The organism is Clostridium phoceensis (assembly GCF_001244495.1).
Lineage (GTDB): Bacteria > Bacillota > Clostridia > Oscillospirales > Oscillospiraceae > Lawsonibacter > Lawsonibacter asaccharolyticus.
This window is the reverse complement of record NZ_LN866274.1, coordinates 757012-777871: the sequence shown is the minus strand read 5'-3', so window position 1 is coordinate 777871 and position 20860 is coordinate 757012. Positions and strand designations below refer to the sequence as shown.

General features: G+C 62.6%; 39 protein-coding genes and 1 pseudogene. All 40 read right to left on the bottom strand.

Annotated elements, in window-relative coordinates:
* Positions 1-76: 76 nt before the first annotated feature.
* The 40 genes and pseudogenes from BN1969_RS04560 to BN1969_RS04365 all read right to left on the bottom strand — a co-directional run bounded on the left by BN1969_RS04560 (position 77) and on the right by BN1969_RS04365 (position 20707).
* Positions 77-1030: a DNA-directed RNA polymerase subunit alpha gene (locus BN1969_RS04560; RefSeq protein ID WP_050623223.1), complete on the bottom strand. Its 954-nt coding sequence runs from the start codon at positions 1028-1030 to the stop codon at positions 77-79.
* An 81-nt stretch (positions 1031-1111) separates the two neighbouring features.
* The gene (rpsD, locus tag BN1969_RS04555; RefSeq protein ID WP_050623222.1) at positions 1112-1714 is read right to left on the bottom strand and encodes a 30S ribosomal protein S4; all 603 of its coding nucleotides are present in this window, start codon (positions 1712-1714) and stop codon (positions 1112-1114) included.
* Between the two features lie 25 nt (positions 1715-1739).
* Positions 1740-2141 (bottom strand): 30S ribosomal protein S11, encoded by a 402-nt coding sequence (rpsK, locus tag BN1969_RS04550; RefSeq protein WP_050623221.1) that lies wholly within the window; start codon positions 2139-2141, stop codon positions 1740-1742.
* Between the two features lie 12 nt (positions 2142-2153).
* Positions 2154-2522, bottom strand: coding sequence for a 30S ribosomal protein S13 (rpsM, locus tag BN1969_RS04545; protein ID WP_050623220.1), 369 nt, complete (start codon positions 2520-2522; stop codon positions 2154-2156).
* 19 nt (positions 2523-2541) lie between these two features.
* Positions 2542-2655 carry a 50S ribosomal protein L36 gene (gene rpmJ, locus BN1969_RS04540; protein WP_008982609.1) on the bottom strand — a complete coding sequence of 38 codons (114 nt, stop codon included), beginning with the start codon at positions 2653-2655 and terminating at the stop codon, positions 2542-2544.
* Between the two features lie 228 nt (positions 2656-2883).
* On the bottom strand, positions 2884-3102 hold the full coding sequence (infA, locus tag BN1969_RS04535; RefSeq protein WP_050623219.1) for a translation initiation factor IF-1: 219 nt from the start codon (positions 3100-3102) through the stop codon (positions 2884-2886).
* Positions 3089-3388, bottom strand: a complete 300-nt coding sequence (locus tag BN1969_RS04530; RefSeq protein ID WP_050623218.1) for a KOW domain-containing RNA-binding protein — start codon at positions 3386-3388, stop codon at positions 3089-3091. Before BN1969_RS04530 ends, infA begins: the two co-directional genes overlap by 14 nt.
* Positions 3381-4145 carry a type I methionyl aminopeptidase gene (map, locus tag BN1969_RS04525; protein ID WP_050625387.1) on the bottom strand — a complete coding sequence of 255 codons (765 nt, stop codon included), beginning with the start codon at positions 4143-4145 and terminating at the stop codon, positions 3381-3383. The genes BN1969_RS04530 and map overlap by 8 nt, the downstream gene beginning before the upstream one ends.
* Positions 4146-4156: 11 nt before the next feature.
* Positions 4157-4789 (bottom strand): adenylate kinase, encoded by a 633-nt coding sequence (locus tag BN1969_RS04520; RefSeq protein ID WP_050625386.1) that lies wholly within the window; start codon positions 4787-4789, stop codon positions 4157-4159.
* Positions 4790-4807: 18 nt separating this feature from the next.
* Positions 4808-6178, bottom strand: coding sequence for a preprotein translocase subunit SecY (secY, locus tag BN1969_RS04515; RefSeq protein ID WP_050623217.1), 1371 nt, complete (start codon positions 6176-6178; stop codon positions 4808-4810).
* Complete coding sequence (rplO, locus tag BN1969_RS04510) at positions 6179-6619, bottom strand: 50S ribosomal protein L15 (protein ID WP_050623216.1); 441 nt, start codon at positions 6617-6619, stop codon at positions 6179-6181.
* A gap of 19 nt (positions 6620-6638) precedes the next feature.
* A complete protein-coding gene (gene rpmD / locus BN1969_RS04505; RefSeq protein ID WP_050623215.1) occupies positions 6639-6821 on the bottom strand; it encodes a 50S ribosomal protein L30 in 183 nt (60 codons plus the stop codon).
* Between the two features lie 13 nt (positions 6822-6834).
* Positions 6835-7335 (bottom strand): 30S ribosomal protein S5, encoded by a 501-nt coding sequence (rpsE, locus tag BN1969_RS04500; protein ID WP_050623214.1) that lies wholly within the window; start codon positions 7333-7335, stop codon positions 6835-6837.
* Positions 7336-7352: 17 nt separating this feature from the next.
* Positions 7353-7712 (bottom strand): 50S ribosomal protein L18, encoded by a 360-nt coding sequence (rplR, locus tag BN1969_RS04495; protein ID WP_050623213.1) that lies wholly within the window; start codon positions 7710-7712, stop codon positions 7353-7355.
* Between the two features lie 14 nt (positions 7713-7726).
* Entirely contained in the window at positions 7727-8272 is a 546-nt protein-coding gene (gene rplF / locus BN1969_RS04490; RefSeq protein WP_050623212.1) for a 50S ribosomal protein L6, read from the bottom strand.
* Positions 8273-8285: 13 nt separating this feature from the next.
* Positions 8286-8684, bottom strand: a complete 399-nt coding sequence (gene rpsH / locus BN1969_RS04485) for a 30S ribosomal protein S8 (protein ID WP_050623211.1) — start codon at positions 8682-8684, stop codon at positions 8286-8288.
* 428 nt (positions 8685-9112) lie between these two features.
* On the bottom strand, positions 9113-9298 hold the full coding sequence (locus BN1969_RS04480) for a type Z 30S ribosomal protein S14 (RefSeq protein WP_050623210.1): 186 nt from the start codon (positions 9296-9298) through the stop codon (positions 9113-9115).
* A gap of 15 nt (positions 9299-9313) precedes the next feature.
* Positions 9314-9808, bottom strand: coding sequence for a 50S ribosomal protein L5 (gene rplE / locus BN1969_RS04475; protein WP_050623209.1), 495 nt, complete (start codon positions 9806-9808; stop codon positions 9314-9316).
* Positions 9809-9834: 26 nt separating this feature from the next.
* Positions 9835-10059, bottom strand: a pseudogene (gene rplX, locus BN1969_RS04470) (50S ribosomal protein L24); the annotation flags it as partial.
* 15 nt (positions 10060-10074) lie between these two features.
* Positions 10075-10443 carry a 50S ribosomal protein L14 gene (gene rplN, locus BN1969_RS04465; RefSeq protein ID WP_050623208.1) on the bottom strand — a complete coding sequence of 123 codons (369 nt, stop codon included), beginning with the start codon at positions 10441-10443 and terminating at the stop codon, positions 10075-10077.
* 12 nt (positions 10444-10455) lie between these two features.
* Positions 10456-10716 (bottom strand): 30S ribosomal protein S17, encoded by a 261-nt coding sequence (rpsQ, locus tag BN1969_RS04460; RefSeq protein ID WP_050623207.1) that lies wholly within the window; start codon positions 10714-10716, stop codon positions 10456-10458.
* A gap of 16 nt (positions 10717-10732) precedes the next feature.
* On the bottom strand, positions 10733-10930 hold the full coding sequence (rpmC, locus tag BN1969_RS04455; RefSeq protein ID WP_050623206.1) for a 50S ribosomal protein L29: 198 nt from the start codon (positions 10928-10930) through the stop codon (positions 10733-10735).
* Complete coding sequence (gene rplP / locus BN1969_RS04450) at positions 10930-11361, bottom strand: 50S ribosomal protein L16 (protein ID WP_050623205.1); 432 nt, start codon at positions 11359-11361, stop codon at positions 10930-10932. The genes rpmC and rplP overlap by 1 nt, the downstream gene beginning before the upstream one ends.
* Positions 11362-11433: 72 nt before the next feature.
* Complete coding sequence (gene rpsC, locus BN1969_RS04445) at positions 11434-12177, bottom strand: 30S ribosomal protein S3 (RefSeq protein WP_050623204.1); 744 nt, start codon at positions 12175-12177, stop codon at positions 11434-11436.
* A 15-nt stretch (positions 12178-12192) separates the two neighbouring features.
* Entirely contained in the window at positions 12193-12525 is a 333-nt protein-coding gene (gene rplV / locus BN1969_RS04440; protein ID WP_050623203.1) for a 50S ribosomal protein L22, read from the bottom strand.
* A gap of 14 nt (positions 12526-12539) precedes the next feature.
* The gene (gene rpsS, locus BN1969_RS04435; protein ID WP_050623202.1) at positions 12540-12812 is read right to left on the bottom strand and encodes a 30S ribosomal protein S19; all 273 of its coding nucleotides are present in this window, start codon (positions 12810-12812) and stop codon (positions 12540-12542) included.
* Between the two features lie 14 nt (positions 12813-12826).
* Positions 12827-13660, bottom strand: coding sequence for a 50S ribosomal protein L2 (rplB, locus tag BN1969_RS04430; RefSeq protein WP_050623201.1), 834 nt, complete (start codon positions 13658-13660; stop codon positions 12827-12829).
* A gap of 15 nt (positions 13661-13675) precedes the next feature.
* Positions 13676-13969 carry a 50S ribosomal protein L23 gene (gene rplW, locus BN1969_RS04425; RefSeq protein ID WP_050623200.1) on the bottom strand — a complete coding sequence of 98 codons (294 nt, stop codon included), beginning with the start codon at positions 13967-13969 and terminating at the stop codon, positions 13676-13678.
* Entirely contained in the window at positions 13969-14589 is a 621-nt protein-coding gene (rplD, locus tag BN1969_RS04420; protein WP_050623199.1) for a 50S ribosomal protein L4, read from the bottom strand. The genes rplW and rplD overlap by 1 nt, the downstream gene beginning before the upstream one ends.
* 19 nt (positions 14590-14608) lie before the next feature.
* A complete protein-coding gene (gene rplC, locus BN1969_RS04415) occupies positions 14609-15340 on the bottom strand; it encodes a 50S ribosomal protein L3 (RefSeq protein WP_050623198.1) in 732 nt (243 codons plus the stop codon).
* Between the two features lie 146 nt (positions 15341-15486).
* On the bottom strand, positions 15487-15801 hold the full coding sequence (gene rpsJ, locus BN1969_RS04410; protein ID WP_050623197.1) for a 30S ribosomal protein S10: 315 nt from the start codon (positions 15799-15801) through the stop codon (positions 15487-15489).
* A 435-nt stretch (positions 15802-16236) separates the two neighbouring features.
* Positions 16237-16938 carry a hypothetical protein gene (locus BN1969_RS04405; protein WP_050623196.1) on the bottom strand — a complete coding sequence of 234 codons (702 nt, stop codon included), beginning with the start codon at positions 16936-16938 and terminating at the stop codon, positions 16237-16239.
* Positions 16935-17777, bottom strand: a complete 843-nt coding sequence (locus BN1969_RS04400; protein ID WP_050623195.1) for a permease prefix domain 1-containing protein — start codon at positions 17775-17777, stop codon at positions 16935-16937. Before BN1969_RS04400 ends, BN1969_RS04405 begins: the two co-directional genes overlap by 4 nt.
* Positions 17778-17792: 15 nt before the next feature.
* Complete coding sequence (locus tag BN1969_RS04395; protein ID WP_154669722.1) at positions 17793-17945, bottom strand: hypothetical protein; 153 nt, start codon at positions 17943-17945, stop codon at positions 17793-17795.
* 29 nt (positions 17946-17974) lie between these two features.
* The gene (locus BN1969_RS04390) at positions 17975-18325 is read right to left on the bottom strand and encodes a permease prefix domain 1-containing protein (RefSeq protein ID WP_147576998.1); all 351 of its coding nucleotides are present in this window, start codon (positions 18323-18325) and stop codon (positions 17975-17977) included.
* Positions 18326-18332: 7 nt separating this feature from the next.
* Positions 18333-18953, bottom strand: a complete 621-nt coding sequence (locus BN1969_RS04385; protein WP_050623192.1) for a hypothetical protein — start codon at positions 18951-18953, stop codon at positions 18333-18335.
* 29 nt (positions 18954-18982) lie between these two features.
* Positions 18983-19327, bottom strand: a complete 345-nt coding sequence (locus BN1969_RS04380) for a PadR family transcriptional regulator (RefSeq protein WP_050623191.1) — start codon at positions 19325-19327, stop codon at positions 18983-18985.
* Positions 19328-19458: 131 nt separating this feature from the next.
* Positions 19459-20112 carry an HAD family hydrolase gene (locus BN1969_RS04375; protein WP_050623190.1) on the bottom strand — a complete coding sequence of 218 codons (654 nt, stop codon included), beginning with the start codon at positions 20110-20112 and terminating at the stop codon, positions 19459-19461.
* A 60-nt stretch (positions 20113-20172) separates the two neighbouring features.
* Positions 20173-20493 (bottom strand): sigma-70 family RNA polymerase sigma factor, encoded by a 321-nt coding sequence (locus tag BN1969_RS04370; protein ID WP_077138691.1) that lies wholly within the window; start codon positions 20491-20493, stop codon positions 20173-20175.
* Positions 20474-20707, bottom strand: a complete 234-nt coding sequence (locus BN1969_RS04365; protein ID WP_050623188.1) for a hypothetical protein — start codon at positions 20705-20707, stop codon at positions 20474-20476. The genes BN1969_RS04370 and BN1969_RS04365 overlap by 20 nt, the downstream gene beginning before the upstream one ends.
* Positions 20708-20860 lie beyond the last annotated feature (153 nt).

The window sequence follows — 20860 nt, the reverse complement described above, 5'->3', positions numbered from 1 at the left end:
CGGGGACAGGGAGGACCCTGCCAGGCGAAGCGGAACGTTACATACCTCCGCCCTGTCCCGGGAGGCGGGACGCCTCTCAGCCGTTGCTGTCGTCGCTGGCCAGGGACAGGCCCATCATGGCCAGCTTGTTGATGACCTCTTCCAGGGACTTGCGGCCCAGGTTGCGCACCTTCATCATCTCTTCCTCGGTCTTGGAGATCAGGTCCTCCACCGTGTTGATATTGGCGCGCTTGAGGCAGTTGAAGGAACGGACGGACAGGTCCAGCTCCTCGATGGTCAGCTCCAGCACCTTGTCCCGCTGGGTCTCCGCCTTCTCCACCACGGTGGAGCGGTTGCCCATGGTCTCACTGAGGTCGGTGAACAGGGCGAAATGATCGCACAGGATGCGGGCACCCAGGGAAACGGCGTCCCGGGCATCGATGGTGCCGTTGGTCCAGACCTCCAGGGTCAGCTTGTCATAGTCGGTGGCGTCGCCCACACGGGTGTTCTCCACAGTGTAGTTGACCTTGCGCACCGGGGTATAAATGGAGTCTACCGGGATCACACCGATGACAGTCTGGGGCGTCTTGTTCTTGTCGGCGGGGACATAGCCGCGGCCGTGGGACAGGGTCAGCTCCATGTTCAGGCTGGCGTCGGGGCCCAGAGTGGCGATGTGCAGGTCCGGGTTGAGGATCTCCACCTCGCCGTCGGACTTGATATCGCCGGCCGTGACCTCACACTCGCCGTTTGCCTCAATGTAGACCGTCTTGACGCCTTCGCTGTACAGCTTGGCAATGATGCTCTTCACGTTGAGGACGATCTCGGTCACATCCTCCTTCACACCTGGAATGGTGGTGAACTCATGCTGGACGCCGGCGATCTTGATGGAAGTCACCGCCGTGCCTGGCAGAGAGGAGAGAAGGATGCGGCGCAGAGAGTTGCCCAGCGTGGTGCCATAGCCTCGCTCCAGCGGCTCCACTACATATTTGCCATAGGAATTATCGCCGGGGTTCTCAATACATTCGATGCGGGGCTTTTCGATTTCTACCATATGCTATATACCCTCCTTTTCGCGACAGCTTGCAAGCACTGTCTCATTCAGCTCACCAATTCTGAGGGTTTTCTAAGCGAATTACTTAGAGTACAGCTCGACGATGAGGTGCTCTTCCACGGGGAAGTCGATGTCGTCCCGTGCGGGCATAGCAACGACTTTGCCCTGGAGGGTATTTTTCGCGTGGTCCAGCCACTTGGGCACATTGACCTGGATGGCGTCCTCGCCCAGCAGGCGCTTGAACTTGACAGAGGAACGGCTCTTCTCCCGGACCTCGATGACGTCGCCCACCTTCACCAGGAAGGAGGGGATGTCCACCCGCTGGCCGTTCACGGTGAAGTGGCCATGGGTCACCAGCTGACGGGCCTCACGGCGGGTCATGGCGAAGCCCAGGCGGTACACCACGTTGTCCAGGCGGCGCTCGATCAGGGTCAGCAGGTTCTCACCGGTCTTGCCGGGCATCCGGGAAGCCTTCTCATAGTACATGTGGAACTGCTTTTCCATGATGCCGTAGACAAACTTGACCTTCTGCTTCTCGGTCAGCTGAAGGGCATACTCGGACTGCTTCTTCCGCATCTGACCCTTGGGGTTGCGGTTGGTGTTCTTCTTGGCATAGCCCATGGCAGCGGGGGACAGGTTCAGGGCCTTGCACCGCTTGGCAATAGGCTGCATATTTCTAGCCATGTGTCAAAAACCTCCTTCTTCCAGATCAGACGCGGCGGCGCTTCGGGGGGCGGCAGCCGTTGTGGGGGACCGGGGTCACGTCCTTGATCAGGGTGACCTCCAGGCCCACGGCCTGCAGCGCACGGATGGCGGCCTCACGGCCGGCGCCGGGGCCCTTGACAAAGACCTCCACGCTCTTCAGGCCAAACTCCATCGCGGCCTTGGCAGCCGTCTCGGCGGCGGTCTGAGCGGCGAAGGGGGTGGACTTCCGGGAACCGCGGAATCCCAGGCCGCCGGAGGAGGCCCAGGACAGGGCGTTGCCCTGCATATCGGTCACGGTGACCATAGTGTTGTTGAAGGAGGAGCGGATATGCACCTGGCCCTTCTCAACATTCTTGCGCTCGCGGCGCTTGCGGATAACTTTCTTACCCTTAGTAGCAGTAGCCATGCTTATCCCTCCTTACTTCTTCTTATTGGCGACGGTACGCTTGGGACCCTTACGGGTACGGGCGTTGGTCTTGGATCTCTGGCCGCGGACAGGCAGGCCCTTGCGGTGGCGGATGCCACGATAGCAGCCGATCTCAGTCAGCCGCTTGATGTCCATCGCCACATTGCGGCGCAGGTCGCCCTCCACCACGTAGCTGTGGCCGATGACCTCACGCAGCTTGGCCTCGTCCTCCTCGGTCAAGTCCTTCACGCGGGTATCAGGGTTGATCCCGGCCTCGGCCAGGATCTTGTTGGCGCTGGTGCGCCCAATGCCGTAGATATAAGTGAGGCCGATCTCGATTCTCTTCTCTCTCGGCAGGTCAATACCGGCAATACGAGCCATTTATTACAGCACCTCCAATTTAACCTTGTCTCTGCTTATGCTTGGGGTTTTCGCAAATTACCATGACTTTGCCCTTGCGCTTAATGACTTTGCACTTCTCGCACATGGGCTTCACGGACGGTCTTACTTTCATTGTGATAACCTCCTGATGAATGCCTGAATGGCCCCGTCGTTGTCACAAGCTTCGCATCGCTCACATCCAGCCAGGGCTGAATGTTCGTTCGCTTCACTGCCCCTCCTCTCCAAAGCGGACCCGCTTCGCTGGGCTTCGCTTTGAGGCGGCCTGCGGCCGCTGAGGGAACGGATTCCCCGGAGGCAAGGCTCCAGAGGAACCAGCCTGTGACAGCGCGGTCGTTAATAGTTACTTAGAACGCCAGGTGATACGGCCCCGGGTGAGGTCGTAGGGTGACATCTGCACGGTCACCTTGTCCCCGGGCAGGATACGGATGAAGTTCATGCGAAGTTTCCCAGAGATGTGGGCCAGAATGATGTGGCCATTGCCAATATCCACATGGAAGGTGGTATTGGGAAGGGATTCGGTGACGATTCCCTCCAGCTCAATCATATCATCTTTCGCCAAGCGTGATTCCCTCCTTGAAGGCGGCCAGCGCCCTTCTCAGTTCTCGGTCTGATACCGGTTCCCCTTGTCTCAGCTTGTGGATGGCCGGGTGGTCATACTCCTGCCGGACCTCGGTCAGCTGCCGTACATGGCCCAGCTTCTTTGCCTTTGGCCGGGAGACCTTTCTTCGTTTCCCGTCTGCCAGCAGCAGTCGCTCCTGCCGCTGGTCCATAGCAACGACGCAGAACACGCCGCCCTTATCCCGTCCGGCGGTCGCCTGGACGATTTGGCCTGTGTAATCAAACATAGGCTCCATCCTCGGTGACTGTGAGGACCTCGGCGTCACCTTCGGTGATGAGGATCGTATTTTCATAGTGGGCGGCCAGAGAGCCGTCCAGCGTTTTGACGGTCCAGCCGTCGGGCAGCACCCGGATCTGCCAATCGCCCACATTGACCATGGGCTCCACCGCCAGAGTCATGCCGGGCAGCAGACGGGGGCCGTGGCCTGCGGGGCCGAAATTACGTACCTCCGGTGCCTCGTGGAGCTTTGCGCCCACACCGTGACCCACATAGTCCCGGACCACAGAGAAGCCGTTGGCCTCCACATAGGCCTGGACCGCATGGCCGATATCGGACACCCGGCAGCCCTTCCGAGCCATTTTGATGCCCTCCCAAAAGCTCTGCTGGGTCACTTCGATCAGCTTTTTTGCCTGATCGCTGATCTGACCGCAGGCATAGGTGGCGGCACAGTCGCCGTGGAAGCCGCCGATGAAAGCACCTACGTCTACGCTGACGATGTCGCCCTCCTTCAGCTTCCGGGGACCGGGGATGCCGTGGATCACCTCGTCGTTCACCGAGATGCAGGCCGAACCGGGAAAACCGCCGTAGCCCAAAAAAGAGGGCTTGGCCCCGTGGCTCTCGATAAAGCGGCGGACCGCTGTATCGATCTCATGGGTAGTGACGCCGGGTGCCACCATGGAACCAGCCAGGGCCCGGGCCTGGGCGGTGATCCGCCCGGCCCGGCGCATGGCCTCGATCTCCCTGGGAGATTTAATGGAAATCAGTTCTACGCCTTTCACGCCTTCAGCGCCTCCATGATGACCTCAGTGGTCCCCTCTATAGTGGGCTGATTCGGGATGGGGTTCAGGATCCCTTTGGACTCATAGTACCCCTTCAGCGGCTCGGTCTCGCTGTGGTAGACCTCCAGGCGGTGACGCACCGTCTCCGGCCTGTCATCATCGCGCTGCATCAGTACGCCGCCGCAGCTGTCGCATATCCCCTCCTGTTTGGGGGGCTTGGCGTGAATGTGGTAGGGTGCGCCGCAGGTGGAGCAGACTCTGCGTCCCTCCATGCGCTCCTCAATCTCCGCATCGGAGATCTCGATGGAGAGCACGTGATCAAAGGTGACGCCGGCCTGATCCAGGGCCTCGGCCTGGCCGATGGTGCGGGGCACCCCGTCCAGGATGAAGCCGCTTGCGCAGTCGGGCTGAGCCAGGCGCTCGGCCACGATGCCGATGATGACCTCGTCGGGGACCAGCTTGCCCGCGTCCATATAGGACTTGGCCTGGAGCCCGATGGGCGTGCCGTCCTTGATGGCGGCGCGGAGGATATTGCCGGTGGATATGGTCGGAATGCCCAGCTTGGCACTGAGGATCTCAGCCTGTGTGCCCTTGCCCGCACCGGGGGCGCCCAGCATGATCAGCTTCATACCCATGATCAAAGCCCCTTACTCCAGGAAGCCCTTGTAGTGGCGCATCAGCATCTGGGCCTCCAGCTGCTTGACGGTCTCCAGGGCCACGCCCACCACGATGATGACGGAAGTACCGCCGATGGCCAGGGAGCTGTAACCCACCAGGTTCCCGGTGATGATGGGCGCGATGGCGATCACAGACAGGTACAGCGCACCGAACATGGTGATTTTGTTGAGCACCTTGGTAATGAAGTCAGCGGTAGGCTTGCCAGGACGGAAGCCGGGGATGAAGCCGCCGTTCTTCTTCAGGTTATTGGCCACCTCAATGGGGTTGAACTGCATGGTGGCATAGAAATAGCTGAAGCCGATGATCAGCAGGAAATACAGGATGCTGTAGAACGGCTTGCTGGTGTCGAACAGCTTCAGGAAGCCGCCCCAGAAGCCCGGAGAATCCATGGTGTGGCCGGTAAAGGCCCCGATGGTGGCGGGCAGAGAGGCAATGGACTGGGCAAAGATGATGGGCATGACGCCGCTCATGTTCACCTTCATAGGGATGTGAGTGGACTGGCCGCCGTACATCTTCCGTCCTACAACCCGCTTGGCGTACTGCACAGGCAGGCGGCGCTCAGCGTTGGAGATGAACACGATGAAGATCACCAGGGCCAGCATGCCCACTACGATCAGGGCCACCACCCAGGGGGGCAGCAGGCTCTTCTGGTAGGCAGTGATAGCGGTCTCGCTCATCCCCATCTGGGTCAGCTCTTCCGCGCTCAGGCCGGCGGCCCAACTGGTCACGCCGGTGTAGATGTCGCCCACCATCTGGGGACCGCGGGAGACGATGCCCGCGAACAGGATGATGGAGATGCCGTTGCCGATACCGAACTCAGTGATCTGCTCACCCAGCCACATCAGGAAGGCAGAACCAGCGGTGAAGGACAGGACGATGACGATGCCCGCCCAGATGCCGTTGACGCTGCCGCTCTCCACCAGGCCGTAGCTCTTGATCAGGGTGTAATAGCCGAAGCCCTGCAGAAGTCCGATGGCCACAGTGGTGTACCGGGTGATGGAGGCGATCTTCTTGCGGCCCTCCTCGCCGCCCTCCTTGGCCAGCCGCTCCAGAGCGGGAATGGCCACGGTCAGCAGCTGGATGATAATGGACGCATTGATATAGGGCTGGATGCTCAGGGCGAAGACGGTGGCCATGGAGAAGGCGGAGCCGCTCATGGCGTTCATCAAGCCCAGGATGGTGCCGCTCTGAGCCGCCAGATAAGTCTCCAGGGTGGTGGAGTCAATATAGGGCACCGGCACGGCGGAACCCAGGCGGAAGATCAGCAGCGCAAAGATGGTGAACATGATCTTCTTGCGCAACTCAGGGACCTTCCACGCGTTGCGTACTGTTTCGATCACTTAGATCACCTCATACTTTCCGCCAGCCGCGACGATCTTCTCCTTCGCGGAAGCGGAGAAGGCGGAAGCCTGGACATGCAGCTTCTTGGTCAGATTGCCGTTGCCCAGGATCTTGACGCCGTACTGGCACTTGGAGAGGATACCCTTCTCCAGCAGAGCCTGGGCGTTGACCACAGCCCCGTCCTCGAACTTCTCCAGAGCGGAGACGTTGATGGACTCCAGGGGCTTGGCGAAAATGTTGTGGAAACCGCGCTTGGGCAGGCGGCGGGCCAGAGGCATCTGGCCGCCCTCGAACCCGACGCGGACGCCGCCGCCGGAACGGGCCTTCTGGCCCTTGTGTCCACGGCCGCCGGTCTTGCCGTTGCCGGAACCGGCGCCGCGGCCCTTGCGGTAGGGCTGCTTGTTCGCGCCGGCTGCGGGAGAGAGTTCATGCAGATTCATTTCTCGAGCGCCTCCTTCGTCAGTTTTCCTCGGTGACCTGAAGCAGGTAGCCGATGTGGGCGATCTTGCCCCGGGTAGCCGCGTTGTCGGGCTGCACGGTGGTGTCGCCGATCTTACGGAGGCCCAGGGCCTCGGCAGTCGCCTGATGCTTGGCGATGCGGCCGTTCAGGCTCTTGACCAGCTTGATGTTCAGATTAGCCATTGGAACGTCCTCCTTAACCCACGATCTCTTCCACGCTCTTACCGCGGATGCGGGCCACTTCCTCGGGGCTCCTCAGGGACTTGAGGCCCTCAAAGGTCGCGGAGACCACGTTCTGCGGGTTGTTGGAGCGCAGGCACTTGGTGCGGATGTCCTTGATTCCCACGGCCTCCATGACCGCACGGACGGGACCGCCGGCGATGACGCCGGTACCGGGGGCGGCGGGCTTCATCAGCACGCGGCCGGCGCCGAACTCGCCGATCACCTCGTGGGGGATGCTGGTGCCCGCCAGGGACACAGTGATCATGTTCTTCTTGGCATCCTCGATGCCCTTGCGGATGGCCTCGGGCACTTCGGCGGCCTTGCCGGTGCCGAAGCCCACACGGCCCTTCTCGTCACCCACCACCATCAGGGCGGCAAACTTCATCACGCGGCCGCCCTTGACGGTCTTGGATACGCGGTTCAGGGAAACGAGCTTCTCCACGAACTCGCTGGGTTCTCTCTCAAATCTAGCCATTGTCGTTTCCTCCTCCCTTAGAACTGCAGGCCGCCCTCACGGGCGCCTTCGGCCAGAGCCTTGACACGGCCATGGTACACATAGCCGCCGCGGTCGAACACCACGTTCTCAATGCCCTTCGCCTTGGCACGTTCGGCCACGTTGACGCCCACCTGCTTGGCGGCGTCGGTCTTGGTGCCCTCACAGGAGAAATCCTTCTCCAGGGAAGAAGCGGAGACCAGGGTCTTGCCGTTCACATCGTCGATGATCTGGGCGTAGATGTTGGTCTCACTGCGGAAGACGTTCAGGCGGGGACGCTCGGGCGTGCCGGAAATCTTCGCACGCACACGCTTGTGGCGCTTGATGCGCTGGGAACGAGTATCAGGTCTGTTGATCATAGTGGCACACCTCCTTACTTCTTGGCGCCGGTCTTACCAGCCTTGCGGCGGATGACCTCGTCGGTGTATTTGATGCCCTTGCCCTTATAAGGCTCGGGGGGACGTTTCTCTCTCACTTCGGCGGCAAACTGGCCCACCTGCTGCTTGTCGCAGCCGCTGATGATGATCTTGTTGGGGGTGGGGGCCTCGATCTTGATGCCCTCGACTTCCTCCACGATCACCTGATGGGAGAAGCCCAGGTTCATGACCAGCTTGCTGCCCTCCATGGCCACGCGGTAGCCCACGCCGTTCACGTCCAGCTCCTTCTTGAAGCCCTCGGTCACACCCACCACCATGTTGTGGAGCAGAGTGCGGGTCAGGCCGTGGAGCGCGCGGTTCTCCTTGGCGTCGTTGGGACGGGTCACCTTCAGCTCGGCGCCCTCCTGGGCGATGGTCATGTTGGGGTGGAACTGACGGGTCAGGGTGCCCTTGGGGCCCTTGACGGTCACCACGTTGTTCTCTTCGATTTTGATCTCCACGCCGGCAGGGATGGCGATAGGAGCTCTTCCGATTCTCGACATTCCTATACCCTCCTTACCAAATGAATGCCAGGACTTCGCCGCCGACATGGGCCTCGCGGGCCTTCTTGTCGGTCATGACGCCCTTGGACGTGGACACGATGGCAGTACCCAGGCCGCGCAGGACGCGGGGCAGCTCATCGGCACCGGCATAGACGCGCAGACCGGGCTTGGACACCCGGCGCAGGCCGCTGAGGACCTTCTCCTTGCCGGCATTGTACTTCAGGGTGATGCGGATCACGCCCTGCGTGCCGTCGTCGATCAGCTGGAAGTTCTTGATATAGCCCTCTTCCAGCAGGATCTGCGCGATGGCCTTTTTCATGTTGGACGCGGGGACATCCACGGTGTCATGCTTGGCGTTGTTCGCGTTGCGGATCCGGGTCAGCATATCCGCAATGGGATCGGTGATGTGCATGAGTCTTACCTCCTATTCAGATTACCGGCAAGCCGGTACAGACGGCAAGGTATCGGGAATTAGGCTCGTCCCCGACCTGTTGACCGCCTCTGCGCCCTTTGGGCGCATCTATCAAAACCGCCCGCAGGCGGAGTTGACCACCACTGGCGGCCGCCTCGGGCGGCCGCGCGCTCACAGTAGCGCAAAGCCCCGTAGCCGTGGACTGCGTCCAGCGGATTACGGGTTTCGCACACCTGAAAGCGTGGGGAATTCTTTTCTGCGCCCTTGAGACGCAATCGGTTTATTATACCCCTGTTTTTCCCGGTTGGCAAGGGCTTTTAATCACGCACTCGTGAGTGCGTGGAAAGATTCTTTGGGAAGGGGCCAGGATTTGGCCCCTTCCCTGAAGATCTTATAGGGAACAAACTGCCAGGCAGTCAGAGCGCCCCTTACCAGGAGGCCTTCTTCACGCCGGGGATCTGGCCCTTGTAAGCCAGCTCGCGGAAGCAGATACGGCAGATGCCGTAGTCACGCAGGTAGGCGTGGGGGCGGCCGCACAGCTTGCAGCGGTTGTACTGCCGGGTGGAGAACTTGGGCTCTCTCTGCTGCTTCAGGATCATGGATTTCTTAGCCATAACTTCTCCTCCTCCTTAGCGGGTGGCAAAGGGGGCGCCGACGAGCTTGAGCAGCTCCCGGGCCTCTTCGTCCGTCTGAGCGGTGGTGCACACCACGATGTCCATGCCGCGGATCTTGTCGATCTTGTCGTACTCGATCTCGGGGAAGATCAGCTGCTCCTTGACACCCAGGGCGTAGTTGCCGCGGCCGTCGAAGGAATCGGCGGAGATGCCGCGGAAGTCACGGACGCGGGGCAGGGCCACGTTGAACAGGCGGTCCAGGAACTCCCACATCTTGTTGCCCCGCAGGGTGACCTTGGCGCCGATGGGCATGCCCTCACGCAGCTTGAAGTTGGCCACGGACTTCTTGGCCTTGGTGACCACGGCCTTCTGGCCGGTGATGGCGGTCAGGTCGGACACCACGGCATCCAGCACCTTGGCGTTCTCCCGGGCTTCGCTGCAGCCCACGTTGAGGACGATCTTCTCCAGGCGGGGGATCTGCATGGTGGACTTATAGCCGAACTTCTGCATCAGAGCAGGAGCGACTTCGTCCTNGGGCAGACGCGCTGCACCTTGCAGGCATAGATGGGGGCTTCCTTCTTCAGGATGCCGCCCTGGTCGCCCTGCTTGCGGGGCTTGGTGTGGCGGGAGACCACGTTGACCTTCTCGACGATGACCTTGCCGGCCTTGGGCTGGACCTCCAGCACCTTGCCCTGCTTGCCCTTGTCCTTGCCGGACAGGACCACGACCACGTCGTCCTTCTTGATGCTCATTTTATTCATCGTTCAAACCCTCCCTTACAGCACTTCGGGAGCCAGGGACAGGATCTTCATGTAATCCTTGTCACGCAGCTCGCGGGCCACTGGGCCAAAGATACGGGTGCCGCGGGGGTTCTTGTCCTCCTTAATGAGGACGGCGGCGTTGTCGTCGAACCGGACATAAGAGCCGTCCGCGCGGCGCACGCCCTTGGCGGAGCGGACGATGACGGCCTTGACCACCTCGCCCTTCTTGACCTGACCGCCGGGAGCGGCCTTGCGCACGGAAGCCACGACCACATCACCGATGTTGCCGAACTTGCGCTTGGAACCGCCCAGAACGCGGATGGTCTTGATCTCCTTGGCGCCGGTATTGTCGGCGACCTTCAGATAGCTTTCTTCCTGGATCATGCCGGCACCTCCTTATTTCGCCTTCTCGATGATCTCAACCACGCGCCAGCGCTTATCCTTGGACAGGGGGCGGGTCTCCATGACGCGGACGCGGTCACCCACGCCGCACTGGTTGTTCTCATCGTGAGCCTTCAGCTTATAGGTTCTCTTTACGATCTTCTTGTACAGAGGATGGGCCACGCGGTCGGCGATGGCGACCACCACGGTCTTGTCCATCTTGTCCGAAACCACCAGGCCGACTCTGGTCTTGCGGGAAGAAGTTCTGTTTTCCATGTCTTAGTTCCTCCTCTTAGCGGCCGGCGAGCTGCTGCTCGCGGATGATGGTCTTGACCCGGGCGATATCCTTCTTGACCTGAGCGATCCGGATTGGGTTATCCAGCTGGTTGGTGGCGTGCTGGAGGCGCAGGTTGAACAGGTCCTTCTTCAGGTCCACCAGCTTGCTCTCCAGCTCGGCGGCGGACATCTTACGAACTTCATTGGCCTTCATTACGCTTCACCACCCTTCTCGGTCTCTTCACGCTTGACGATCTTGCACTTGACGGGCAGCTTGTGGCTGGCCAGACGCAGAGCCTCGCGGGCGACCTCCTCGGAGACGCCGGCGATCTCGAACATGACGCGGCCGGGCTTGACCACGGCCACCCAGTACTCAGGGGAGCCCTTACCGGAGCCCATGCGGGTCTCGGCAGGCTTCTCAGTGACCGGCTTGTCGGGGAAGATCTTGATCCAGACCTTACCGCCGCGCTTGGTGTAGCGGGTCATGGCGATACGGGCGGCCTCGATCTGGTTGCTGGTGATCCAGCTGGGCTCGATGGCCTGCAGGCCCCACTCGCCGTAAGTGACGGTGTTGCCGCGGCTGGCCTTGCCCTTCATGCGGCCGCGGTGAACACGGCGGTACTTTACGCGCTTAGGCAGCAGCATTACTGAGCGCCTCCTTCCTTCGGAGCATTGGCCTGACCGGCGGGACGGNGCCTCTTATTCAGTGCTAGATGGTTATAGTAGTCCGCCCGGACGGCGGTCACCGTCGCGGCGGTCCCGGCGGGGACGCTCCCGGCGCTCCTGATAGGGCTTGCTGGTATCCAGGGTGCGGGGGGTGGTGCGCAGGGTCTGAGTCAGGACCTCGCCCTTGTAGATCCACACCTTCACGCCGATGCGGCCGTAGGTGGTGGCGGCCTCCGCGAAGCCGTAGTCGATGTCGGCGCGGAGGGTCTGCAGGGGGATGGTGCCGTCGTGATAGTGCTCGGTGCGGGCGATCTCAGCGCCGCCCAGGCGGCCGGAGCAGCAGGTCTTGATGCCGCGGGCGCCGGCGCGCATAGCGCGGCCCATGGCGTTCTTCATGGCGCGGCGGAAGCCGATGCGCTTCTCCAGCTGCTGAGCGATGTTTTCCGCCACCAGCTGGGCGTCCATGTCGGCGTTGCGCACCTCGATGATCTTCAGGTCAACGGGCTTGCCCACCATGGCGGTCAGGCCGGCCTGGATCTTGTTGATCTCCTCGCCGCCCTTGCCGATGACCACGCCGGGCCGGGCGCAGTGCAGATACACGCGGACCTTGGCGTTGTCGCGCTCGATCTCGATCTTGGGGATACCGGCGGAGTACAGGGTCTTCTTCAGGTAGTCCCGGATCTTCTTGTCCTCCACCAGCAGGTCGCCCACCTTTTCGTTGCGGGCATACCAGCGGGAGTCCCAATCCTTGATGACACCCACGCGCAGGCCGTGGGGATTAACTTTCTGTCCCATAGTTCTCCTCCTCCCTTAGCGCTCGCTCACCGCGATGGTGACGTGAGAAGTGCGCTTGTTGATCCGGTACGCACGGCCCTGGGCGCGGGGCATGATGCGCTTGATGATGGGGCCGGGATTGGCGTAGCAGGCGGACACATACAGCTTCTCAGGGTCCATCTGGTGGTTGTTCTCCGCATTGGCGGCGGCGCTCTTCAGCAGCTTGAGCACGGGCTCAGAGGCAGCCTTGGGCGTATTCAGCAGGATGGCGGTGGCGGTGGCCACGTCCTTGCCCCGGATGAGGTCCAGGACGATCTTCACCTTACGGGGAGAGATCCGCAGATATTTCAGGTTGGCTTTTGCTTCCATCTTTTCTCTCCTCCTTACTTACCGGTCTTGCTGCCCGCATGGCCCTTAAAGGTGCGGGTGGGCACGAACTCGCCCAGCTTGTGGCCCACCATGTCCTCGGTCACATAGACGGGGACATGCTTGCGGCCGTCGTGGACAGCAAAGGTGTGGCCCACGAAAGCGGGGAAGATAGTGGAGGCGCGGCTCCAGGTCTTCAGGACCTTCTTCTCGCCGGTCTGATTCATCTCATCGACCCGCTTCAGCAGCTCAGGGGCGCAAAAGGGGCCTTTCTTGATACTTCTGCTCATCTTTTACTGCCTCCTTACTTCGCGTTGCGGTGCTTGACGATGAACTTCTCAGTACGGTTCTTCGTCTTGCGGGTCTTGTAGCCCAGGGCGGGCTTGCCCCAGGGGGTGACAGGGCCGGGACGGCCCACCGGGCTCTTGCCCTCGCCGCCGCCGTGGGGGTGGTCGCAGGGGTTCATGACGGAGCCGCGGACAGTGGGCCGCCAGCCCATGTGGCGCTTGCGGCCGGCCTTGCCGATCTGGATGTTGGCCCAGTCGGTGTTGCCCACCTGGCCGATGGTGGCCTTGCAGTTCTCCCGGATATAGCGCACCTCACCGGAGGGGAGGCGGACCTGGGCCATGCCATTCTCCTTGGCCATCAGCTGGGCGGCCACGCCGGCGGCGCGGACCAGCTGGGCACCCTTGCCGGGGTAGAGCTCGATGTTGTGGATCATCTCACCCACGGGGATGTTGGCGATGGGCAGGCAGTTGCCCGGCAGGATGTCGGCGTCGGGGCCGGTCATGATGATGTGGCCGGCCTTCAGGCCGTTGGGGGCCAGGATATAGCGGCGCTCGCCGTCCTCATACTCGATCAGGGCGATGTTGGCGGAGCGGTTGGGGTCATACTGCAGGTTCACCACAGTGGCCTTCCCTTCCTTATCGCGCTTGAAGTCGATGATGCGGTACTTCTGCTTGTTGCCGCCGCCGCGGTGGCGGACCGTGATGCGGCCATAGCTGTTGCGGCCGGCGTGCTTGCTGAGGACCTCAGTCAGGCTGCGCTCGGGCTTGGCCTTCTTATCGATGCCCTCGAAGGCGGACACAGTCATGTGACGGCGGGAGGGCGTTGTGGGCTTATAAGTCTTAATAGCCATTGTTCAATTTCCTCCTTACACCATGCCCTCGAAGAACTCGATGGCCTTGGAATCGGCGGTCAGGGTGACCATGGCCTTCTTCCAGCTGGGGCGGCGGCCGGCGGGCCGGGCACCCATGCGCTTCAGCTTTCCCTGCATGTTCAGGGTGTTGACCTTGGCGACCTTGACGCCGAAGATCTGTTCCACCGCCTTGGCGATCTCGATCTTGTTGGCGGACTTGGCCACCTCGAAGGTGTAGCGCTTCATCTCGGTATCCGCCATGGACTGCTCGGTGATGATGGGGCGCTTGATGATATCATAAGCGGTCATTACGCAAACACCTCCTCGATGATGGCCAGCGCGGCCTTATCGATGACCAGCTGGTTGGCGTTGACGATGTCATAGACGCTCAGGACCTTGGCGGTGGTGGTGACCACGCCGGGGATGTTCCGGGCGGACTTGACCACGATCTCATCCACCTCAGGGGTGATGACCACGGACTTGCCGGCGCCGATACCGGCGAGGAAGCCGCGCATGGTCTTGGTCTTGATCTCGTCCAGCTTCAGGCCGTCCACCACCTTGATGTCGCCGGAGGCGGCCTTGGCGGACAGGGCGGACTTCAGAGCCAGGCGCTTCACCTTCTTGTTCAGCGCATAGCTGTAAGAGCGGGGCTTGGGGGCGAACACGATGCCGCCGTGGGTCCACTGGGGAGCCCGGGTGGAACCCTGACGAGCGTGGCCGGTGCCCTTCTGGCGCCAGGGCTTCTTGCCGCCGCCGGAGACCTCAGCGCGGGTCAGAGCGGACTGAGTGCCCTGACGGCAGTTGGCCAGGTGGTTCTTGACCACCTCATGGACCACAGCCTGGTTGGGCTCGATGCCGAAGACCGCCTCGGAGAGCTCGATCTCACCGACCTGCTGGCCGGCCATGTTGTACACGTTTGCTTTCGCCATGATTTACACTCTCCTTTCCTTACTTGTTGCGGGCGGAGGCCTTCTGCGGGTTGACACGTGCGGAAGCCTTCTGCGGGTTGTTGCTGATGCCGGCGGCGGGGCCCTTCTTCTCCACGTGAGTCTTGACAGTGCTCTTCACGAACACGATGCCGCCCTTGGGGCCGGGAATGGCGCCGCGGACCGCGATCAGGTTGTACTCGGGGTCCACCTTGACCACGTCCAGGTTCTGGACGGTGACCTGCTCGTCGCCCATCTGGCCAGCGCCGATCTTGCCCTTGAAGATTTTGGACGGGCTGCTGTTGGCGCCCATGGAGCCGGCGTGGCGGACCACAGGGCCGGAGCCGTGGGTCTCCTTCAGGCGGTGGGCGCCGTGGCGCTTGATGACGCCCTGGTAGCCGTGGCCCTTGCTGATGCCGGTCACGTCCACAAAGTCGCCGGCGGCGAAGGTGTCAGCGGTGACTTTGTCGCCCACGTTGTACTTCTCGCTGTCCTTCAGGGCAAACTCCTTCAGCACCTTCTGGAACTCGGTGATGCCAGCCTTCTTCTGGTGGCCGGCCTCGGGCTTGGTGAGCTTGCGCTCGGGGATGGTCTGGAATCCCAGCTGAACGGCCTCATAGCCGTCCTTCTCGGCAGTCTTCTTCTGCACCACGGTGCAAGGGCCGGCCTCGATCACGGTCACAGGGACCGCGTGTCCGGCTTCATCGAAGATCTGGGTCATGCCGATCTTTTTGCCGATGATCGCTTTCTCCATATTGGATTTCCTCCTATATAAAGGTTATTGGTCGGCGTAGTTGGTCACCCCATTGGGCTGGGGGCCATTGCTCCGACGACTTGACCCGTCCGCCTCCATGACGCGGCGGACTGCGGGTTCAACAGGGTTAGGGGAGATCTCAGCGCTTACAGCTTGATCTCGATCTCCACGCCGGCGGGAAGCTCCAGGCTCATCAGGGCCTCCACAGTCTTGGGGGAGGGCTTGATGACGTCGATCAGGCGCTTGTGAGTGCGGCGCTCGAACTGCTCACGGCTGTCCTTGTACTTGTGGACGGCCCGCAGGATGGTGACGACTTCCTTCTTGGTGGGCAGGGGGATGGGGCCGGAGACAGTGGCGCCGGTGCGCTTGGCGGTCTCCACGATCTTCTCAGCGCTCTGGTCGATGAGCTGATGATCATAGGCCTTGAGACGGATGCGGATCATTTCTTTCTGAGCTGCCATGGGTGTTCCTCCTTAACATACATACGAAGTTGACTCTGTCGCGCTTCGTACGGTGAGAGATCTCCGTCCACGCTATCGTGCGTATCACTCCAGGTCATGAAGAAAACCGGCGCATAGACAGGCCGGTTTTATCCCTGCCAGGCGATATACGCCGTGACACGGATCCTCTCAGCCGCCCGATTCTCGGACATACTCCGCGGAAGTTACCTCGTTTCCGAGCAATCTCCCGCATCATCGCAGACTGCGCCCTCACAGGCGCTTTGCTATCATACAACAACACCCCCGTGTGTGTCAAGGGTGTTTTGAAAATTTTTCGGCGGTGTTCCGCCAATTTCCCCGGCTTTTTCCTCCGGCCTCTTTGGGCATCCTGCCAGGGCGGCCCGCCGCTCCCGCCGGCGGGCCCCCGAAACACGGTCCCCGGGGCCCCGCCTGCGCTCAGGACTCCCGCACCGTGCCGCTCTGCCCCAGGAGCAGCGCCCCGTCCTCCCGGTACAGGCGGAGGGTGTACGCCGCCCCCTCGTACCAGTCCCCGGACCACCCTCCCTCCGGTGATTCCAGCGGAAACAGCCACACGCCGTCCTCCAGACAGAAGCCCTCCTGGGCGTGGCGGAGGAAGCGCTCACCCCCCGGAAGCGTGGTGTCCACATCCAGCTCTGCCCGGGCCGTCTCCCCCGGGATCTGGAGAAACAGGAGGTTGCAACCGCTCATCCGCGTCCTTCCGGGCTCCGGGACCCAGGCAATCACACCGTTGATTGGGACCGGAGCCGGCCCCTCCCCCAGGGGAAAGGCCTCCAGGACCTGCCGCCCGGGCCGGTCCAAGGTGACAGAATAGACCCGATTCTGGGCAACACCCACCACAAACGGATCGAACACACTCAGATAGGTCCCATCCCGGCTTTCCACACGCTCTATATCTCCAGTATTCCAAAAGCCGCTCTGATATACGATCTCGCTCCGGGGCAGCAGATACTGCCCTTCCAGCTGCCGGAACGCCATCTCCGCCGTGGGCATGGGACAGCCGTACTGCCCCCACACCAGGGTAGCCAGCGCCAGGACCAGCAGCAGGTTCCGGGCCGCCCTTCCCTTGTGCCCCAGCCGGGGGCGGCGCTCCCACAGCGCCCTCCATGCTCCCTTCACGCCCTCTCCTCCTCCAAGTCCACAGTAAAAGTGAATATCGGGCTCCCTGGGCCGTAGTCCAGCCGGACCCACTCCGCCGCCGGGTCCCAGTCCTCCAGATACAGTTCATAGCCGCTGTGGAAGGGCCCGAAGCCCATTTGGCTCATCCCGTTCAGCAGTCCGCCCGTTTCCGGGTCCTCCGGGGAATCCGGCCCCAGGCCGTAGACTGCGCCGGTGCTGTCGGTCACAGTCATCCATTCCTTCCGCAGCCGGCCCCGCTCCCAGAAGCGCCAGGTATCCACCCGGAGATAGCAGTACAGCCCCCGCCGCCCGTCCTCCCGCTGCCACAGGGCGGCCCGGAGCAGTGAGATCTTCTGTCCATTCACTGATGCTGTCAGGCAGGGCTCCAGGGTGAGGATCTGGTCCGGGTCCCCACCGGGCAGATAGCGGATATCGTCGCAGTCCCCCATGACCGCCGTCCCTGGCAGGCCGTCCATGTCCCACCACTCGGAGCGGTGGTCGTCCCCCAGATAGGCGTCATCCCCCCGGAACATACCGATGGCCAGCAGCCACAGGAGGCCCGCCGTGAGCAGCACCCGGCTGGCCTGCCACAAGTACCTCGGCCAGGGCCGGTGGAGCCGGGCCAGCTCCTTTCCGATCTCCTCCGCGTCCCCCATCTGCTCCACCGCCTGCCGCTCCGCCTCCTGCCGCCCCAGGTCCGGGAAGATGCGGACCAGGTCCGCCGTCTTGTCCTCCAGGTGGGCCTCCAGCTCAGCCCGCACCGCCTCCCGGTCAGGCCGGGAGCGGATACCTGCCGCCGCCCGGTCCAGCCAGCGCCTTCCCTCTGATGTCTGTACCATCTCGTTCCTCCCCGCTCACTGTCTCCGCGCCAGTTCCTCTTCACTCAGCGCCGTGCTGACCTGGATCTCCTCCACCTCCAGCAGGTCCAGCCCGGGGCCGTACACCCGCAGGGTGCAGGGGACGCTCCAGCTCGTTCTTCTGCTTTTTCCGCCCCTGCATCTCTTCACCGCCTTTCCCGTCTCCCTGGCCCGCTCTGTCAGGCAAATTTCCAGAGCAGCCACAGGCACTCCACTGCCAGCACCACCAGCACCGCCCGGATCAGGAAGCGGGTCAGCTGCCACAACTCTCCCACCAGCGGGCTGTGGACGCGGGCCAGCTCCTCCCCCAGCTCTTCCGCCGCCCCCATCTCCTCCAGGGCCCGCTGCTCTGCCTCCTCCCGAGTCAGGCCGGGAAAAATACGCATCAGGTCGGTGGCCTTATCCTCCAGATGGTCCAGCAGCTCCCGCTCCACCGCGCCGCAGTCCGGGTGACGAAAGATCTGCTCCGTAGCCCGGTCCAGCCATGCACGCCAAGCCGGTGCGCACTCCGTTCCCCACAATCGTTTCACGCCGCCCTCACCTCCAGATGCTCCCCATGGTCCCTTTGGTCTCAGAAATCAGGACCCCGTTCCGGTCCCAAAGAGTCAGCGTATAAGGCGCACTCGCCAGGGCCGCCTTCCAGGAGGTCTCGGCCCGCTGGTAGGCCAGCTCCTGCCGCCAGTTCAGCTCCGCCTCCCGGAAGCGGAACACCATGACTTCCCCCTCCCGGACGCTGTCCGCTGTTCTCACATCCCCCCCAAGGAGCTCTGCGGTCAGCCGCCCGGATACAGCCCCCTCCGGCAGCTCCAGGGCCATATACTCCAAAGGCGGCCCGCTACCCCTGGGGACCGCTGTCACCGTAAGCCCCTCCGGAATCGGCCCCCGCCAGATGAAAAAACTAGGGGAGCCCTCATACCAGGTCAGCACGCTCAGTCCCGCGGCTGCGCCGCTACGCACCATGACGGCCTGATCCCCCGCTCCGCTCCCGGACACCCTGCCGCGCCAGACCCGCTCCGCCCTGCCGGGGTGCTCTTCCTCCACAGCGCAGCGGGCCTCCCACTCCAGGCGCAACACAGGATACTGAGCCGCCAGCACACACAGGGCAGCCAGCGCCGCCAGGATCAGCAGGTTCAGCGCCAGCCGCTTTTCGCCGGTCATACCGGCGCGCCTCCGGCCTCTCATCCCCTTCACGCCAGAGCGTTGGCTCCGCCGGAGAGCACGTCGGCCACGCCACGGTGGAAGCTGGCCCACTCCGCCTTCTTCTCCGCCAGCAGCTCCCGCCCCTTCCGGGTGAGCCGGTAGTACTTCCGCATCCGGCCGGAGGGGGCCTGCTGCTGATAGCCGCTCAGATACTTCCCCTTCTCCAGCCCGTGGAGGATGGGGTACAGGGTCCCCTCCTGAAACTGAAAGGCGTCGTTGGAGCGGCGGGAGAGCTCCTCGATCATCTGATAGCCATACATGTCCCCACTCTCCAGCAGAGTCAGCACCAGCAGCGTAGAGCTGCCCGCAATCAGCCCTTTATCGAATTTCATGTTCGCCGTCCTTTCTCCGGCCCCTGCCGGACGATATACCTAGTACCTCTAGGCTCAATATACCAAGATAGTCCAGGTATGTCAAGAGGGACGGGGCAGAAAAAAGGCGGCAGGCATGGCCTGCCGCCTTTTTATTGTTCTTCCAGCCACCGCTTCAGGTCCCAAAGGTCCGGGGCGATGTGGACATGGGGCCACTCCCGGAAGGCAGAGGCCGGCGTGGTGCCATTGAGCACCGCGGCGAACTCTGTCCCCGCATTTTGGGCCGCCCCCGCATCCAGCACCGTGTCTCCACAGAACAAAGTCTCCTCCGGCCCCGCCCCCAGTCGGGACATGGCAGCCAGCAGCCCCTCCGGGTCCGGCTTATGCCGCTTCACCCGGTCGCTGCCGATGATCAGGTCCAGCTCCCCCAGCACCCCCCGGTTCTCCAGGATGGCCTCCAGGGTATCACTGCGCTTGGTGCTCACGATCCCAAGCCTGATCCCCCGGGCCTTCAGCTCCCGGAGCAGCTCCGGGGCACCTGGAAACAGAGTGGTCTCCCGGCGCTGGCGCTCCATGGACGCCTCCAGGAACAGGGGGCGGAAGGCCGCCCGGTGCTCCGGGTCCCGATCCCCTGTAAGCAGGGTGTAGGCATCCTCCAGCAGATAGCCCACCGTCCTTCTCACTGTCTCCCGGTCGGGGGCCGGCCACCCCAGGCGGGTGAATCCATACTGGAATCCCGCCACGATGGAGTCGGTGGAGTCCCCCAGGGTATAGTCAAAATCGAAACAGATGGCCCGATATTTCATGCACATGCTCCCCTCAGCCGTTTTTTCTATCTTACCACAGCCCTCCAGGGGCCGCAATCCTCAGTCATACAGGTTGCGCAGAAATGCTTCCGCCCCATAGCGCAGGCAGCGCTGGAGCCTCCGCTCCCCCCGCTTGATGTTCCGGGATACCGTGGACTTGTCCACCCCCAGCCGCTCCCCGATCTCCCGCATGTTCAGCCCCTGGGCATAATACAGGGTGAGCACCTCCCGCTGCCTGGGCGTGACGTCCTCCTTCAGGGCCCGGATCAGGTTGCGCTTGAGCCGGCTGAGCTCGGCGCTGTTGTCCGCAGCCATCTGCCGGGTGTACACCGCCATATCCGCGGCGTACAGCTTGCCCCGCCTATATCGTGTATTTGACATTTCTCCGGTACCCCCTGTCGTAGTAGCGCTCACAGAGCACTGCCAGTTCCCGGGCCTCCCGCAGCATGGTGGACAGCACCCTGATCCGCTCGGCCAGCATGCATCGCTCCCCCTCGTCCATGGTGTGCTCCCAGGCATCCCGCAGCTGGACGATGCGGAAGTCCAGCGCCCGGGCATGGTCCCGGTACTCCACCGAAAGCTCCAACAAGGTCATCTCACGCACTCCTCCTCTTCCCTCTTTGCGGCGCAGGCGGCGCACAGCAGCCCTCCGTCCGCCCAGACCAGCTGGTCACAGCGGTACTGCTCCCCGCCGCACCTCGGGCATACCAGCACAGGCCGCGCCTGCTGGATGTCCCGCAGCGGCGGG

What these genes read in the sequence shown, in the direction of transcription:
- BN1969_RS04375 (WP_050623190.1), bottom strand. Translation starts at nt 20,112, where the DNA reads ATGAAATATCGGGCCATCTGTTTCGATTTTGACTATACCCTGGGGGAC.
- rplO (WP_050623216.1), bottom strand. Translation starts at nt 6,619, where the DNA reads ATGAATCTGCATGAACTCTCTCCCGCAGCCGGCGCGAACAAGCAGCCC.
- BN1969_RS04385 (WP_050623192.1), bottom strand. Translation starts at nt 18,953, where the DNA reads ATGACCGGCGAAAAGCGGCTGGCGCTGAACCTGCTGATCCTGGCGGCG.
- BN1969_RS04520 (WP_050625386.1), bottom strand. Translation starts at nt 4,789, where the DNA reads ATGAAGCTGATCATGCTGGGCGCCCCCGGTGCGGGCAAGGGCACACAG.
- rplV (WP_050623203.1), bottom strand. Translation starts at nt 12,525, where the DNA reads ATGGAAGCAAAAGCCAACCTGAAATATCTGCGGATCTCTCCCCGTAAG.
- rpsE (WP_050623214.1), bottom strand. Translation starts at nt 7,335, where the DNA reads ATGGCTAGATTTGAGAGAGAACCCAGCGAGTTCGTGGAGAAGCTCGTT.
- rplF (WP_050623212.1), bottom strand. Translation starts at nt 8,272, where the DNA reads ATGTCGAGAATCGGAAGAGCTCCTATCGCCATCCCTGCCGGCGTGGAG.
- BN1969_RS04380 (WP_050623191.1), bottom strand. Translation starts at nt 19,327, where the DNA reads ATGAAATTCGATAAAGGGCTGATTGCGGGCAGCTCTACGCTGCTGGTG.
- rpsC (WP_050623204.1), bottom strand. Translation starts at nt 12,177, where the DNA reads ATGGGACAGAAAGTTAATCCCCACGGCCTGCGCGTGGGTGTCATCAAG.
- rpsD (WP_050623222.1), bottom strand. Translation starts at nt 1,714, where the DNA reads ATGGCTAGAAATATGCAGCCTATTGCCAAGCGGTGCAAGGCCCTGAAC.
- rplN (WP_050623208.1), bottom strand. Translation starts at nt 10,443, where the DNA reads ATGATCCAGGAAGAAAGCTATCTGAAGGTCGCCGACAATACCGGCGCC.
- BN1969_RS04480 (WP_050623210.1), bottom strand. Translation starts at nt 9,298, where the DNA reads ATGGCTAAGAAATCCATGATCCTGAAGCAGCAGAGAGAGCCCAAGTTC.
- rpmD (WP_050623215.1), bottom strand. Translation starts at nt 6,821, where the DNA reads ATGGCTAATCTGAACATCAAGCTGGTCAAGAGCCTGAACGGCCGCATC.
- BN1969_RS04530 (WP_050623218.1), bottom strand. Translation starts at nt 3,388, where the DNA reads ATGTTTGATTACACAGGCCAAATCGTCCAGGCGACCGCCGGACGGGAT.
- rplD (WP_050623199.1), bottom strand. Translation starts at nt 14,589, where the DNA reads ATGGCGAAAGCAAACGTGTACAACATGGCCGGCCAGCAGGTCGGTGAG.
- BN1969_RS04400 (WP_050623195.1), bottom strand. Translation starts at nt 17,777, where the DNA reads ATGGTACAGACATCAGAGGGAAGGCGCTGGCTGGACCGGGCGGCGGCA.
- BN1969_RS04370 (WP_077138691.1), bottom strand. Translation starts at nt 20,493, where the DNA reads ATGTCAAATACACGATATAGGCGGGGCAAGCTGTACGCCGCGGATATG.
- rplW (WP_050623200.1), bottom strand. Translation starts at nt 13,969, where the DNA reads ATGACCGCTTATGATATCATCAAGCGCCCCATCATCACCGAGCAGTCC.
- BN1969_RS04365 (WP_050623188.1), bottom strand. Translation starts at nt 20,707, where the DNA reads ATGACCTTGTTGGAGCTTTCGGTGGAGTACCGGGACCATGCCCGGGCG.
- rpmC (WP_050623206.1), bottom strand. Translation starts at nt 10,930, where the DNA reads ATGAAGGCCAATGAAGTTCGTAAGATGTCCGCCGCCGAGCTGGAGAGC.
- rplE (WP_050623209.1), bottom strand. Translation starts at nt 9,808, where the DNA reads ATGCAGAAGTTCGGCTATAAGTCCACCATGCAGATCCCCCGCCTGGAG.
- rpsK (WP_050623221.1), bottom strand. Translation starts at nt 2,141, where the DNA reads ATGGCTACTGCTACTAAGGGTAAGAAAGTTATCCGCAAGCGCCGCGAG.
- rplP (WP_050623205.1), bottom strand. Translation starts at nt 11,361, where the DNA reads ATGCTGCTGCCTAAGCGCGTAAAGTACCGCCGTGTTCACCGCGGCCGC.
- rplC (WP_050623198.1), bottom strand. Translation starts at nt 15,340, where the DNA reads ATGGAGAAAGCGATCATCGGCAAAAAGATCGGCATGACCCAGATCTTC.
- rplR (WP_050623213.1), bottom strand. Translation starts at nt 7,712, where the DNA reads ATGATCAACAGACCTGATACTCGTTCCCAGCGCATCAAGCGCCACAAG.
- rpsQ (WP_050623207.1), bottom strand. Translation starts at nt 10,716, where the DNA reads ATGGAAAACAGAACTTCTTCCCGCAAGACCAGAGTCGGCCTGGTGGTT.
- rpsH (WP_050623211.1), bottom strand. Translation starts at nt 8,684, where the DNA reads ATGCACATCACCGATCCCATTGCGGATATGCTGACCCGGATCCGCAAC.
- rpmJ (WP_008982609.1), bottom strand. Translation starts at nt 2,655, where the DNA reads ATGAAAGTAAGACCGTCCGTGAAGCCCATGTGCGAGAAGTGCAAAGTC.
- BN1969_RS04560 (WP_050623223.1), bottom strand. Translation starts at nt 1,030, where the DNA reads ATGGTAGAAATCGAAAAGCCCCGCATCGAATGTATTGAGAACCCCGGC.
- rpsS (WP_050623202.1), bottom strand. Translation starts at nt 12,812, where the DNA reads ATGAGCAGAAGTATCAAGAAAGGCCCCTTTTGCGCCCCTGAGCTGCTG.
- rpsJ (WP_050623197.1), bottom strand. Translation starts at nt 15,801, where the DNA reads ATGGCAGCTCAGAAAGAAATGATCCGCATCCGTCTCAAGGCCTATGAT.
- rpsM (WP_050623220.1), bottom strand. Translation starts at nt 2,522, where the DNA reads ATGGCTCGTATTGCCGGTATTGACCTGCCGAGAGAGAAGAGAATCGAG.
- rplB (WP_050623201.1), bottom strand. Translation starts at nt 13,660, where the DNA reads ATGGCTATTAAGACTTATAAGCCCACAACGCCCTCCCGCCGTCACATG.